Origin of the sequence: Telmatospirillum sp. J64-1 (assembly GCF_006980715.1) — a bacterium.
Taxonomy (GTDB): Bacteria; Pseudomonadota; Alphaproteobacteria; order Rhodospirillales; family Magnetospirillaceae; genus Oleiliquidispirillum; species Oleiliquidispirillum nitrogeniifigens.
In genome coordinates, this window is record NZ_SBHN01000007.1 from 107,206 (window position 1) to 120,431 (window position 13,226).

The window sequence follows — 13,226 nt, forward strand, 5'->3', positions numbered from 1 at the left end:
CGCCTTTGATAGCCTCACCGAAAAACATACTAAACAGGGAGGCTATATCCGATGCCCTCGGTCTCTATTCGGGCCAAGGTTCTTGCGGCTTTTGCCGTCTTGATCCTGATTACTGTCGGCCAGGGCTTCTTCGCCACCGACAGGCTTTCTGCCGTCAACAACCTGACCACGACCATCGAGCACAACATCATGCCCTCGGCGGTGCTGACGGGCGAGCTCAACAGGCTGACCTCGGACTTCCGCCTTATCGAGGCAGACCACATCCTCACGATCGAAGACGAGAAGATGCGGCTCGCCGAGCAGGAGCTCCAGAAGCTCCGGCAGGAGATGGAGGAGACCCGGCAACGATACGAGCGCCTGATCGCCTCGGAACAAGAACGGGCGATGTATGACGCCTTCGCCGAAAGCTGGGGACAATATCTTCTCACCAATGAAGAGATGATCCCCATCTCGGCCAATAACGAGAAGATCGCCGCGGACGAGATCTATCACGGCAAGAGCCGGGAACTCTTCGACCAGACCCGGGAAAGGCTGCACAATCTGGTCGAGATCAACCGCCAGGCCGCGATGGCGGCCAGCGCGCAGGGCAACCGCATCTACGAACAAGGCAAGACCCTGCTTCTCGCCGTCGCCGGCCTTGCCGTGATCCTCGCCCTGCTTGCCGCCCTCTTCATGATCAAGGGCGTGAGCATGCAGATCCAGCGCATGTCGGCCAGCATGAGCAGGCTGGCCCATGGCGACTTGGCCGCCGACATCCCTGCCACCGAACGCCGGGACGAAATCGGCGAGATGGCCAAGGCGGTGCTGGTCTTCAAGCAGAACATGATCCGCAACCGCCAGATGGAAGCCGAGGCTGAAGAGCAGAAAAGGCGGGCGGAGGAGTTGCAGAAAAAGACGCTGAACGACCTCGCCGACAATTTCGAAAGCAGCGTCAGCGGCATCGTCCAGTTCGTCGCCTCGCAATCGGTCGAACTGGAAAGCTCCGCCCAGAGCCTGTCCAACGGCGCCAGCGAGACCCAGCAACAGGCCGCCACCGTCGCCGCCGCCTCGGAACAGGCCTCCGTCAACGTGCAGACGGTGGCTTCGGCGACCAACGAATTGTCCGCCTCGATCCAGGAGATCGGCCGTCAGGTCAACCAGTCGGCCGAGGTCGCCAGCCTTGCCGTCAACGAAGCCGGCCGCGTCAACGAGCTGGTCAACCGGCTGGGCGGCGCGGTGCAGAAGATCGGCGAGGTCATCAACCTGATCAACGACATCGCCAGCCAGACCAACCTGCTGGCGCTGAACGCCACCATTGAGGCGGCCCGCGCCGGGGATGCCGGCAAGGGCTTCGCCGTCGTGGCGAACGAGGTGAAAAGCCTCGCCAACCAGACCGCCCGCGCCACCGACGAGATCGCCCAGCAGATCGGCGGCGTCCAGAACGCGACCCAGGAGGCGGTCGACGCGATCCGCAGCATCTCCGCCACCATCAACCAGATCAGCGAGATCACCACGGCCATTTCCTCGGCGGTCGAGGAACAGGACGCCGCGACCCGCGAAATCGCCCGCAACGTCCAGGAGGCCTCAACCGGAGTCGGAGAGGTCTCCACCAGCATCGTCCGCGTCACCCAGGCGTCCGCCGAAACCGGAAGCGCCTCCACCCAGGTCCTGATGTCGGCACGTCAGCTTGCGGAACAATCCGAACGCCTGAACGCGGACGTGGAGAAATTCATCGCCCATATCCGCGCATCGTAAGGAAAATCAGAACAGGCTGGGCTGGGCTGGCCGGTCTTCCACGGCCTCCAGCTCACCCTCATAGGGGCGCAGATGCCCCGCCACCTGCGGGAAGGACAGGCCGGAATCGAGCCAGTCCGCCGCTCCTTCGGGCGTCAACACCACCGGCATGCGGTTGTGGATGGCGGCCAGCCGGGATGTCGGCGGACAGGTGACGATGACGAAGCCGTCGGCGCGCAGCAATCCGGCGAAGGCGAAGACGCCGCCCAGGGCGCGGATGAGGTTGCGGTGGCGGGCGTTCCCCTCCTTGCGCCATTCGTACCAGCGCGTGGCGGGCACGAGAATGCGGCTGCCCGGCTGGTTCAGCAGCGGGCGGAAGGTGGAGCGTGTGGTCAGGCTTTCCGCCCGGGCATTGATCAGCGGCTTCCGGTCCCAGTCCACCGCCATGCCCCAGGGCCTGAGCATTCCCCCCTCCGGCCCGACGAGCAGGCAGGTGTCGGTGGGGCGGCGCAGGCCGGGCGGCTGCCAGCCCGGCGGCACGGTGATGCCGAAACGGGCGGCTATCTCTTCAAGCGGAGCGTCGAGTTCGAAGCGCGAGCACATGGCGGAACTCTACCCCAGCCGCCCTATGACGTCATCGGCGCGATTGTCGGATGCTCCCTCTTGGCGTAACGTCTTGCCCATGAGCGAGACACGCAAGACGGTTATCCTGACAGGCGCCAGCCGCGGCATCGGTCATGCCACGGTGGGGCGGTTCATGGCCGAAGGCTGGCAGGTCATCACCTGCTCGCGCGAAGAGGTGCCCGCCCATTGCCGCCGCGATCCCAACTGGACCCATCACATCGTCACCGACCTTGCCGATCCGGCCAGCCTGGACGCCTTCGTCCGCGAAGCTAACCGCATCCTGGACGGCGGGCCGCTCCATGCCTTGGTCAATAATGCCGGGGTCTCGCCCAAGACGCCGTTCAAGGAACGCCTGGGCGTGCTCAACGGCTCCATCGACGGCTGGCACCGGGTCTTCGAACTGAATTTCTTCGCCCCGCTGAAGCTGGCACGCGGCTTCGCCTCGGCCCTGCACAAGGGGCGCGGGGCGATCGTCAACGTCACCTCCATCGCCGGGCATTACGTCCATCCCTTCGCCGGTTCGGCCTATTCCTGCTCGAAGGCGGCGCTGTCGGGCCTGACACGCGAAATGGCGGTCGAGATGGCCCAGCTGGGCGTGCGGGTCAATGCCGTGGCACCGGGCGAGATCAAGACCGAGATGGTGTCCGAGGAATACGAAGCCCTGGTGCCGCGTATCCCGCTGGAACGCATGGGTACGGTCGAGGACGTGGCCGGCACCATCTTCCGCCTGTGCGGCGACGACTTCGCCTATGTCACCGGCACCGAGATTTTCGTCACCGGGGGCCAGCACCTGTACTGACCCGGCTGCTTCTTTAGACGGAGCACTCTTCTTCTTTAGGCGGGGCTACCTTCGCACCAGCGGGGACCGCAAAGGGCGACACTATCTTGGACGGTGATGAACACCGAAAAGAACACGCCCGCCCCCTCTTCGGAAGACACCGAAGACGAGGAGCCCGTCGAACGTCTGGCGTCCCTGCTGCCCGGCACCATGCACAGCCAGACATTGGTCCTGCTGTGCATCCTGATCCTGATGCTGCTGTGGAGCCTCTATATCGCCCGCGCGGTGGCGGTGCCGATCCTGATCGCCATCTTCCTGAGCCTGCTGCTCTCGCCTTTGGTCCGCAAGCTGAAGCGCTTGCGCATTCCCGAATGGCTGGGGGCGGCGCTCGTCCTGCTGGGGCTGTTCATCGCCATGATGATGGGACTGGCGCTGCTGGCCGCACCCGCCGTGGATTGGGCCGGCCGCATCCCCGAAGGCATGGAGCGGATGGAACGCATCGCCGAAAATCTGCGCCGTCCCTTCGAGACCCTGCAGCAGGCCCGCGAGGAAATCGAGCGCCTGACCGAAATGGGCGCCGAGGAGGGCGAGGACCAGGTGCGGGTCAGCGTCCAGGAATTCGACATCGGCCAGTTCTTCGTGGTCAACACCGCCGCCCTGCTGGCCCAGACCGGCATCGTCCTGGTTCTGCTCTATTTCATGCTCGCCACCGGCGACACCTTCCTGCGCCGCTTCGTCCGCGCCCAGGAAGACGGCACCTCCAAACGCCAGGCGGTCAGCTTCGCCCACCGGATGCAGGAGGACATCTCGGCCTATTTGGGCACCATCGCCCTGATCAATCTGGGGCTGGGGCTGGTGACGGCCCTGGTCATGTGGCTGCTGGGCCTGCCCAATGCCCTGCTCTGGGGGGCCCTGGCAGGAATCCTGAACTTCATTCCCTATCTGGGGGCGATGCTCACGGTGGTGATCCTGGCGCTGGTGGCGCTGATGAGCTTCGACGAGATCATCCGCATCCTGCTGCCGCCCCTGGCCTTCATCGTGCTGACCAATTTGGAGGCCAATATCATCACCCCGGCGACGGTGGGGCGGCGCCTGACCCTGACGCCTGCCCTGGTCGCCCTGTCGCTGGTCTTCTGGGGATGGATGTGGGGAATCGCCGGAGCCTTGCTGGCCGTGCCGCTGCTGGTGGTGATCAAGATCATCACCGAGCATGTCCAGGCCCTGCGCCAGGTCTCGGTCCTGCTGGGCAAGCAGGAAAACGAGCCTCCCCGCGCCGCGTCTCAGGCCGCGCGCAAGCCTTCCGGCTCGACCAGGGAACGATAGGCATGCCAGGAGGCGTGGCCGATCAGCGGCATGACCACCACCAGCCCCAGCGTGAAGGTAGCGAAGCCCGCCGTCACCAAAAGGCCGATGATGATGGCCCAAAATCCCATGGTCAGCGGATTGCGCACGACCGTCACGACGCTGGTGGCGATGGCGCGCGCGATATCGACTTCTAAATGCATCAGCATGGGCAAGGCCATGGCCGAGACGCTGAAGACGAAGGCGAAGGTGCCCAGTCCCAGGACAATACTGGCCATCAGGAAAGGCACGGCTGACGGATGTTCGAGAATGCCTTCCAGCACCCGGTCGGGCGGCGGCGGGGAATCCCCCAGGAACAGCGCCAGGACCAGGAACTGCATCACCAGCCACATCAGGAAGAAGATCACCAGCAGCACGCCCATCAGGGCGATCTGGGTGGCATTCTTGCGCCACGCGGCGCTGGCCTCGTCGAATTCGATGCTGCGGCCCCATTCCAGCTTGCGGCTGATCTCGTACAGGCCGACGGCCAGGGAGGGGCCGATGATCAGGAAACCGACCATCAGGCTGGGCCACATATAGCCCAGACCCGCCGCCTCCAGCCCGGCGATCATCATGTAGCCCAGCATGACGAAGGCGGCGCCATAGGTCAGGCTGATACGCGGCGCGCGGCGCAGGTCCTGCCAGCCCAACCACAGCCAACCCAACGGGGCGAACCATCTGACATCGTGAATACGGGCGGGCACCGTATCGCTGGCGGTACGGCTCGTCATCATGATCAATCTCGCTTGAGTTGTCTCCAAGAGAGTACGTGGGCCGCCATCCGGTATCATCAACGGGGGTTACGCCCTTCGGAACCTCCGGCACATGGGGTAGAACCGCCCTCGACCGGGCCGGAAATGGGCTGGAAAGGCGGCCTAGACGATGCGACATAAACCGCACCGCTTTAGGGCCGGGAACTCTGCCACATTGCAGTTTGCTCCAGAGAAGAACGCCGCCTAAACTCGCCGGACAGAACGGGCGCCTAAAGCGCAGCAGGAAGAAGAAAAGACGTGAAGAAAGTCGCCATTATCGCTGTCGCCGTCATCATTGTCCTGGCTCTGGTGCTGCTGGCCCTGCCCAGCTTCATCGACTGGAACCGCTACAAGGATGACATTACCGCTCAACTGGAACAGACACTGGGCCGGGAAGTCGCCATCGAAGGCGATCTTTCGCTGCGGCTGATCCCCTCTCCGGCCCTCTCCGCCGATCAGGTACGGCTGGCCAACATCCCCGGCGCCTCCCATCCCGACATGGCGACGGTGGAGGCGCTGCGCCTGCGCCTGTCGGCCCTGCCCCTGCTGCGGGGCGATGTGGAAGTGGAAAGCCTGGTCCTGGTCAATCCCCTGGTCCGGCTGGAGCAGCTGGCGGACGGCCGCGTCAACTGGGACTTCTCGCCGCCCGAGAACGGGACCGACCGCGCCGCCGGGGATGTCCCGCCCGCCGAGGGCCAGCCCCGCCCCGATTCCCAGGCCGCACCCGCCCGGCAGGACGAAGGCGTGCGCGTCACCCTGGAACGGGTGATGATCGAGAATGGCCGCGTCATCTATCGCGGCCCCGACGGCAGCGAGACCAGCGCCGGGAATATCGACGCCATCCTGTCCATGAACAGTCTGTCCGGCCCCTTCAGCGCCGACGGTTCGCTGGCTTGGCAGAACGAGACGGTGCGCTTCAGCGGGTCGCTCGGCCGCCTGGGCGAGCGGGCGGCGCCCCTCCAGGCCGAACTCAGCCTGCCCCACCACAACGCCACCGCCGCCTTCACCGGCAATCTCCAGACCAACCTCCCGGCACCGCTGGTCCAGGGCAAGTTGGCCGTCACCGGCAACGATCTGCGCGCCACCCTGGCCGGGCTCGGCCTCCAGGCCGACCTGCCCGCGCCGCTGGCTGCCGCCTACAGCCTGAACGGCGCGGTCCATGCCACCGACCAGGAAGCCGCACTGAACGATATCGTCCTGTCGTTGGGCGACACCCAGGGAACGGGGGCCGTCTCGGTGGGATTGGGCGAGCGGACCGAAACCGCCGTCACCCTGGCCTTTAACCGCATCGACCTTGATCATTGGCTGGCCGCCGACCCCGCCGCGCCCGCTCAGCAACCGGCAGGGAACGGCACTCCGGCCGCGCCCTCTCCGTCCGCAGCGCAGGAGAATGGCGATTTCACCCTGCCCCGCGATCTGCGCCTGAACCTGCAACTGAATGCCGAGGCGCTGATCTGGCGCGGCTCGGCCATCCGTCAGGCGCGCGTGGAAGCCGCCCTGGCCGACGGCATCCTGGATCTGCGCAATGCCTCGGCCTCGCTGCCCGGCGGCACCGACGTCACCACCTTCGGCACACTGACGCCCCGCGACGGTCAGGCGGTGGTGGACGGCCGCATCGAGGCCAATTCCGACAATCTGCGCACCTTGCTGCAATGGCTGGAGGTCGATGTCTCGCAAGTGCCCGCCGACCGGCTGCGCCGCTTCTCGCTCAGCGGTCAGGTCCAGGGCACGCTGGACGAGGTGACCATGCGCGGGGTGGACATCCAGCTCGACACCTCGCGCCTGAGCGGGGCGGTAACCATGCGGACGACCGGCGACCGCCCGGCCTTCGGCATCAATGCCGTCCTCGACACCGTCGCCCTGGACGCCTATCTGCCGCCGCCCGGCGAGGCCCAGCCCGAACAACAGCAGCAACAACAGACGCAGACGCAGCAGCAGCCCCAGCAACAAACCGAACAGCCGGACCCGGCCAATCCGCTGGCGGGGCTGGACGCGCTGAACGCCTTCGACGCCAATATCCGCTTCCGCGCCAATCAGGTGACCTATGGCGGCACTACCCTGGAAGGGGTGGGACTGGACGCCACCCTGCTGCGCGGCACCCTGACCCTGCGCGAAGCGGGCATCGCCACCCTGCCCGGCGGCAGCCTCAGCCTCAGCGGCGTCATCTCCGGCTTCGGCGGCGGCGAGTTCTCCCTGTCCGATTTCGCCTACGACCTGCGCAGCCTCCAGCCGGCCCGCCTGCTGCGCATGTTCGACATCACTCCGCCCCTGCCGCCCGAGGACCTGGGCAGCATCGCCGTGACCGGCAAGCTGGACGGCAATCTCGAAAACATCCTCGTGACGAGCCGCAACGAGATCGCCGGGGCCACCCTGCGCATGGATGGGACGGTGGCGGCGCCCTTCACCGCGCCCCGCTGGGATCTGGCGGTGGAGGCCAGCCATTCCAACTTCACCCAGCTGATCCGCCTGTTCGCGCCCGAATACCGCCCCTCGGGCACCTTGGGCTCCTTCGCCCTGACCACGCGGGCGGCGGGGACCCCGGCCAGCATGGTCCTGTCGGACCTGCGCACCAAGCTCGGCCCGGCCAATATCGCCGGGAACCTAACCCTGTCGCTGCTGCCGCGCCTGTCGGTCTCGGGCGAACTGAATGCCGGGGACGTCGACCTGGATGCCTTCCTGCCCGCCGAACGCACCGCCGCCCTGGCGCCCTACCGGGATGAAGGCCTGCTGATCCGCGTCCAGGCAGGCGCGACACCCGCACAGCAGACCCAGGCGGCACAGCATTGGTCCACCGATCCGCTGGACATCTCGTTCCTGCGCGACATCGATGCCGAATTGCTGTTCAACGCCACGGCCCTGCTCTATGACCGCTATCGCCTGGAGGATATGCGGCTGCCGCTGCGCATCGGCCAGGGCGAAGCCCTCATCGAGCAGGCCACGGCAGGCCTGTTCGGCGGCACGCTGACCCTCAATGCCCGCGCCGCCGCCCGCGACAAGCCGGTCTTCGAGGCCGGCTTGGTCGTCGCCGATGCCCGTGTCGCCCATGCCGCCCTGGGCACCCAGCAGCTGGAAGTGACCGACGGCCTGCTCGACGCGGATCTCCGTCTGGGCGGAGCCGGAGGCAGCATGGCCGAACTGGTCGCCAGCCTGTCGGGCCAGGGCAACGTGAACGTCCGGAACGGCGTGGTCAGCGGCTTCGACCTGGGCGGCGTCAGCCAGGCCCTGGGCGATATCCGCAATGTGGGACAGGCGGTCACCCTGGTGCAGAAAGCGCTGTCGGGCGGACGCACCCAATTCTCCGAACTCTCGGGCAGCTATACCGCCACGCAGGGCGTGATCCGCAGCGACAACCTGCATCTGGTCGCGGAAGGCGGCACCGCGACGGGCACCGCGGTCATCAGTCTGCCGGAATATGCCATGGACCTGCGCACCAATATCCGCCTCGCCGCCCTGAGCGAGACGCCGATCGGCGTGCAATTCGTCGGTCCCCTCGACAATCCCCGGCGCAACATCGACCTGGATGCGCTGCAAGCCCTGCTGGCCCAGCGCGGCATCGGCGCCTTGCTGGAACGCGCGCCGGAGGGTGACGCCACCAACATCCTGCGCGGCCTCCTGGGGCAGCCCTCTCCGTCGCCCCAGCCGGAGGCGGAGACTACGCCCGAGGCGGAGCAGCAGCCCCAGCAGCCGCAAAGCCCCGACGAATTCCGCCCGGAAGAGATCCTGCGCGGCCTGCTGCAGGACCTGGGCCGGTAAAGGCATCGACTGAGGAGAGCCCTCGCTCTCCTCAGCTCCTCCTGTCGCTGGCCCGCTTGTGCCGCAGCAATTCGAGCAGCAGCAGGGACCGGCCGGTCACCAGATATTCCTCGCCGCTCATGAAGCGGCGGCGGTGCAGGTCCTCCTGCGCAGGATCGTCTTCGACCAGATTGGTGTCGATCAGGCAGCGCCAGGCCTCCCCGCCCTCCACCTCGGGCAAGGTGAAGCCGACCACGTCGTGATGGGCATTCAGGACCAGCAGCAGGGTCGTGTCCTCGGCGGGGCGCTTGATGCCGGTGGCGCGCGCCCGCCCATCCAGCAGCATGCCCATGCAGCGGGCGTTAGGATCTTCCCAATGCTCCGTGGTCATGTCGGTACCGGCCGGAGTCAGCCAGCGCACGTCCTTGGCGCCCGAGGCGGGATCGACGGCACCGGTAAGGAAGCGCCCGCGATGCAGCAGATTGTAGTTCTGGCGGATGGCGATCACCCGGCGCACGAACTCGATCATGCGATAGCCGTCGTCGTCGATCCCTTCCCAGTCGATCCAGTTCAGCTCGTTGTCCTGGCAATAGGTGTTGTTGTTGCCTTGCTGGGTGCGCCCGAATTCGTCTCCGGCCAGGATCATCGGCGTGCCCTGGGACAGCAGCAGGGTGGCGAGGAGGTTGCGCTTCTGGCGTTCACGCAGGGCGCGGATCTCAGGGTCGTCGGTCGGCCCCTCGACGCCATGGTTCCAGCTTCGGTTATGGTCGTGGCCGTCGCGGTTGTCCTCGCCATTGGCCTCGTTGTGCTTCTCGTTGTACGAGACCAGGTCGTGCAGCGTGAAGCCGTCATGGGCGGTGATGAAATTGACGCTGGCCCAGGGGCGGCGTCCCCGACGATTAAAGAAGTCTCCCGATCCCGTCAGGCGCGCCGCCAAATCGGGCAGATATCCCTCGTCGCCCTTCCAATAGCTGCGCACGGAATCCCGGAAACGGTCGTTCCATTCCGCCCAGCCGGGGGGGAAGCCGCCGACCTGATAGCCGCCGGGACCGATATCCCAAGGCTCGGCGATCAGCTTCAGACCCGACAGGACCGGGTCCTGGCGGCACGCATCCAGGAAGCCGCCGCCCTGGTCGAAGCCGTGCCATTCCCGCCCCAGGATCGTCGCCAGGTCGAAACGGAAGCCATCCACCCGCATTTCCGTGGCCCAATAGCGCAAGGAATCGGTCACCATCTGCAGGACGCGGGGATGGCTGACATTCAGCGTGTTGCCGGTGCCGGTATCGTTGATGTAGTAGCGCGGATTGTCGGGCATGAGGCGGTAATAGGAGGCATTGTCGATCCCCTTGAAGGACAGGGTCGGGCCACGCTCGTTGCCTTCGGCGGTGTGGTTGTAGACCACGTCGAGAATGACCTCGATCCCCGCATCATGCAGGCGGCTGACCATTTCCTTGAATTCATTGACGAAGGCCGTGGCCATGTAGCGCGGATCGGGGGCGAAGAAACCGATGCTGTTATAGCCCCAGTAATTCTTCAGCCCCTTTTCCAGCAGGTAACGGTCGTCGACGAAGGCATGGATCGGCAGCAACTCGATAGCGGTTATCCCCAGGGCGCGCAGATAGGCCACCACATCCTTCTGGGCGAGGCCGCTGAAGGTTCCCCGCAGATTGGGCGGCACGGCGGGATGGCGCATGGTATAGCCGCGCACATGGGTCTCGTAGACGATCAGGCGGTCCCAGGGGATGCGCGGGCGCCGGCTGCGCCCCCAGGTGAAGGCAGGGTCCTGGACCACGCATTTCGGCATGCCGGCGGCACTGTCCCGGCGATCGAAGGACAGGTCTTCCTTGGACGAGCCGATACGATATCCGAAATGCGCGTCCGACCAATGCAGGTGACCGATCAGCGCCTTGGCGTAAGGGTCGAGCAGCAGCTTGTTGGGATTGAAGCGGTGCCCCGCCGCCGGTTCGTAGGGACCGTGGACACGATAGCCGTAGACGGTGCCGGGACGCGCGTCGGGCAGGTAGCCGTGCCAGACCTCATCGGTATATTCGGGCAGTTCGATCCGTTCCAGCTCCCGCTTGCCTTGCTGGTCGAACAGGCACAGCTCGACCTTGGTCGCATTGGCCGAGAACAGCGCGAAATTCACCCCCAGCCCATCCCAGGTTGCGCCCAATGGAAAGGGTAGGCCTTCCATGATCCGCGAAGAGTGGGAAAGGTTGGGTTTCGCGAGCTTCATGATGATGCCTCAGATGACAAGCCTGATGCTCTAACACCCTCAAAGGAAGGGAGTTCTCCGCATCTGAAAAAATGCCTCTCGATGCGTCCGCCGCGCACGATTCCGCCCCTCAGGTGTTTTCTTTGCGTAGGCGAGGGAGAAACGACATGAAGACTTTTCTGGTAAGCGTGGCCTTTACCCTGGTGCTGGCCGTGGCCGGCGGCTTCATCCTGCCCGGCTTCTTCAGCCAAAATGCCGCCGACACCTATGCCTCGCCGAGCGCACGCGTCGGCGCGGAAGGAACGGAAGAAGCCAGGGACTTCTCCGGCCGAAACCTGCCCGAGTAAAAGAAAAGGAGCGGCCCCATAGGGCCGCTCCGATGTCTTTCCTATTCCCCGGCCGGGCGCTGGGCCATGTTCGGGGGACTGTCGGCATAGCCCTTGCGGACCTGCTCCTCGTACCAGGCGGCATGGTGTTCCCGCGCCCAGTTCTCGTCCACCTGGCCGTTGCCCATGGCGTCGAAGGCGCCTTCCATGCCCACCGTGCCGATATAGATGTGGCCGATGATGGCCGCGATCAGCAGCGCCGCCAGCACGCCGTGGATGATATGGATGACCTGCATCCCCCAGATGCCGGTGAAGGCGAAGGGCGTCATCAGCAGGAAGCCGGTGACCGCCAGCCCCAAGCCGCCCAGGACGATCGACCAGAACATGCCCTTCTGACCGGCATTGAACCGTCCGGTCTTGACATGCGGCCCGCCATCCTTGGAAAGCATGCCGCCCATGGTCTTGACCCAGGCGACGTCGCTCCTGTTGGGGATGTTGTCCTTGATCCACAGGGCCACCACCAGCACCAGCCCGACCACGAAGGGAATGCTGAAGAAGTTGTGAATGGCCATGCCCGCCTGCGCCAGGGCCGTGAAGGCCGAATTACCGATGAGCGGAAGCAGCAAGGGCCGCCCGAAGGTCAGGATCAGCCCGGTCAGGGCCAGGACCAGGAAGCTGGTGGCGATGGTCCAATGCGCGAAGCGGTCGATGCTGTTGAAACGCAGCACCTTCCGCCCCGACAGGCCGGAATGCAGGCGGATCTTGCCGCGGATCAGGAAGAAAGCCAGCAGCGCCACGGCAACGATAATGGCCAGGCCGCCGATGATCCAGGGCAGGTAATCCCGGCGGAAGCTCCGCCAGTCGCGCCCTTCCGGCTGCACCAGGACGGCCAGGTTCTGGTCGGGAATGGTCACGCTGCCGACCAGGCGGCTTTCATCCGGATTGTAGATCTGGACCTGATCGGGCGCGGTCGGCGCATCCGGCCGCGGCTCGTTCGCATACTGGGCCTGCGCGGCGGGCATGGCGAAGAGAAGGGCCAGGGCCACCAGCAGCGGAGCGAGCAGGAAGAAATGAGAATGACGTCTCATGATCGTTCTCCTCAACTCCGCACGGGGGGATGGACGGGTTCATAGGTATTGCCCTCGCCGTCGGGGCCATAGGCGGTTTCCCAGCCCACGGCGGCGGTGCCGTAGCCGCGCCGCACCACGCGCTCGCGGTAGATGTCTTCCAGCACGGCGCCGTCCCCAGCCATCAGCGCGCGGGTCGAGCACATTTCCGCACAAAGCGGCAGCTTGCCCTCGGCCAGGCGGTTGGCGCCGTATTTCTGGTATTCCACCGGCGTCATGTCCTCCTCGGGGCCGCCCGAGCAGAAGGTGCACTTGTCCATCTTGCCGCGAGACCCGTAATTGGTCGTCTGCGGGAATTGCGGCGCGCCGAAGGGACAGGCATAGAAGCAATAACCGCAGCCGATACAGAGATCCTTGTCATGCAGGACCACACCGTCGGCGGTCTGGTAGAAGCACCCCACCGGACAGACCGTGGCGCAGGGCGCCGCCGTGCAATGCATGCAGGCGATGGAGATGGAGCGTTCCCGTCCCACCTCGCCGTCGTTCAGCGTGACGACGCGGCGGCGGTTCATGCCCCAGGGGACTTCATGTTCGTTCTTGCAGGCGGTGACGCAGGCGTTGCACTCGATGCAACGGCCCGAATCACACAGGAATTTCATTCTGGCCATGGCACCCTCC

General features: G+C 65.6%; 10 protein-coding genes. 5 read left to right on the plus strand and 5 right to left on the minus strand.

Annotated features, from left to right (window positions below; all coding sequences use genetic code 11):
- Positions 1–51 precede the first annotated feature (51 nt).
- A complete protein-coding gene (locus tag EPD66_RS08735; RefSeq protein ID WP_142848111.1) occupies positions 52–1,734 on the plus strand; it encodes a methyl-accepting chemotaxis protein in 1,683 nt (560 codons plus the stop codon).
- A 6-nt stretch (positions 1,735–1,740) separates the two neighbouring features.
- Here the strand turns inward: EPD66_RS08735 and EPD66_RS08740 are convergent, their stop codons facing one another.
- Positions 1,741–2,316: an SOS response-associated peptidase gene (locus tag EPD66_RS08740; protein WP_142848112.1), complete on the minus strand. Its 576-nt coding sequence runs from the start codon at positions 2,314–2,316 to the stop codon at positions 1,741–1,743.
- Between the two features lie 79 nt (positions 2,317–2,395).
- Between EPD66_RS08740 and EPD66_RS08745 the strand changes: the two genes are divergently transcribed.
- Together EPD66_RS08745 and EPD66_RS08750 are read left to right on the plus strand one after the other, a co-directional pair.
- The gene (locus EPD66_RS08745; protein WP_142848113.1) at positions 2,396–3,136 is read left to right on the plus strand and encodes an SDR family NAD(P)-dependent oxidoreductase; all 741 of its coding nucleotides are present in this window, start codon (positions 2,396–2,398) and stop codon (positions 3,134–3,136) included.
- Positions 3,137–3,232: 96 nt separating this feature from the next.
- Positions 3,233–4,438, plus strand: coding sequence for an AI-2E family transporter (locus EPD66_RS08750; RefSeq protein ID WP_142848114.1), 1,206 nt, complete (start codon positions 3,233–3,235; stop codon positions 4,436–4,438).
- Here the strand turns inward: EPD66_RS08750 and EPD66_RS08755 are convergent.
- Positions 4,396–5,190, minus strand: coding sequence for a DUF2189 domain-containing protein (locus tag EPD66_RS08755; RefSeq protein WP_185961314.1), 795 nt, complete (start codon positions 5,188–5,190; stop codon positions 4,396–4,398). The genes EPD66_RS08750 and EPD66_RS08755 overlap by 43 nt on opposite strands.
- A gap of 276 nt (positions 5,191–5,466) precedes the next feature.
- On the opposite strand from EPD66_RS08755, the gene EPD66_RS08760 reads away from it, so the two are divergent.
- Positions 5,467–8,961 carry an AsmA family protein gene (locus EPD66_RS08760; protein ID WP_142848116.1) on the plus strand — a complete coding sequence of 1,165 codons (3,495 nt, stop codon included), beginning with the start codon at positions 5,467–5,469 and terminating at the stop codon, positions 8,959–8,961.
- 31 nt (positions 8,962–8,992) lie between these two features.
- Here EPD66_RS08760 and glgX read toward each other — a convergent pair whose 3' ends face one another.
- Positions 8,993–11,176: a glycogen debranching protein GlgX gene (gene glgX, locus EPD66_RS08765; RefSeq protein ID WP_142848117.1), complete on the minus strand. Its 2,184-nt coding sequence runs from the start codon at positions 11,174–11,176 to the stop codon at positions 8,993–8,995.
- Positions 11,177–11,322: 146 nt separating this feature from the next.
- Here glgX and EPD66_RS08770 point away from each other — a divergent pair, with 146 nt between their 5' ends.
- Positions 11,323–11,502 carry a hypothetical protein gene (locus tag EPD66_RS08770; RefSeq protein ID WP_142848118.1) on the plus strand — a complete coding sequence of 60 codons (180 nt, stop codon included), beginning with the start codon at positions 11,323–11,325 and terminating at the stop codon, positions 11,500–11,502.
- Between the two features lie 41 nt (positions 11,503–11,543).
- On the opposite strand, the gene EPD66_RS08775 is transcribed toward EPD66_RS08770, so the two are convergent.
- Together EPD66_RS08775 and fdh3B are read right to left on the minus strand one after the other, a co-directional pair.
- Positions 11,544–12,569, minus strand: coding sequence for a formate dehydrogenase subunit gamma (locus tag EPD66_RS08775; protein WP_142848119.1), 1,026 nt, complete (start codon positions 12,567–12,569; stop codon positions 11,544–11,546).
- Positions 12,570–12,580: 11 nt separating this feature from the next.
- Positions 12,581–13,216 carry a formate dehydrogenase FDH3 subunit beta gene (fdh3B, locus tag EPD66_RS08780; protein WP_142848120.1) on the minus strand — a complete coding sequence of 212 codons (636 nt, stop codon included), beginning with the start codon at positions 13,214–13,216 and terminating at the stop codon, positions 12,581–12,583.
- Between the last annotated feature and the right edge of the window lie 10 nt (positions 13,217–13,226).

Coding starts and splice junctions, on each gene's coding strand:
- EPD66_RS08735 (WP_142848111.1), top strand. CDS start 52: ATGCCCTCGGTCTCTATTCGGGCCAAGGTTCTTGCGGCTTTTGCCGTC.
- glgX (WP_142848117.1), bottom strand. CDS start 11,176: ATGAAGCTCGCGAAACCCAACCTTTCCCACTCTTCGCGGATCATGGAA.
- EPD66_RS08755 (WP_185961314.1), bottom strand. CDS start 5,190: ATGATGACGAGCCGTACCGCCAGCGATACGGTGCCCGCCCGTATTCAC.
- EPD66_RS08745 (WP_142848113.1), top strand. CDS start 2,396: ATGAGCGAGACACGCAAGACGGTTATCCTGACAGGCGCCAGCCGCGGC.
- EPD66_RS08750 (WP_142848114.1), top strand. CDS start 3,233: ATGAACACCGAAAAGAACACGCCCGCCCCCTCTTCGGAAGACACCGAA.
- EPD66_RS08775 (WP_142848119.1), bottom strand. CDS start 12,569: ATGAGACGTCATTCTCATTTCTTCCTGCTCGCTCCGCTGCTGGTGGCC.
- EPD66_RS08770 (WP_142848118.1), top strand. CDS start 11,323: ATGAAGACTTTTCTGGTAAGCGTGGCCTTTACCCTGGTGCTGGCCGTG.
- EPD66_RS08740 (WP_142848112.1), bottom strand. CDS start 2,316: ATGTGCTCGCGCTTCGAACTCGACGCTCCGCTTGAAGAGATAGCCGCC.
- fdh3B (WP_142848120.1), bottom strand. CDS start 13,216: ATGGCCAGAATGAAATTCCTGTGTGATTCGGGCCGTTGCATCGAGTGC.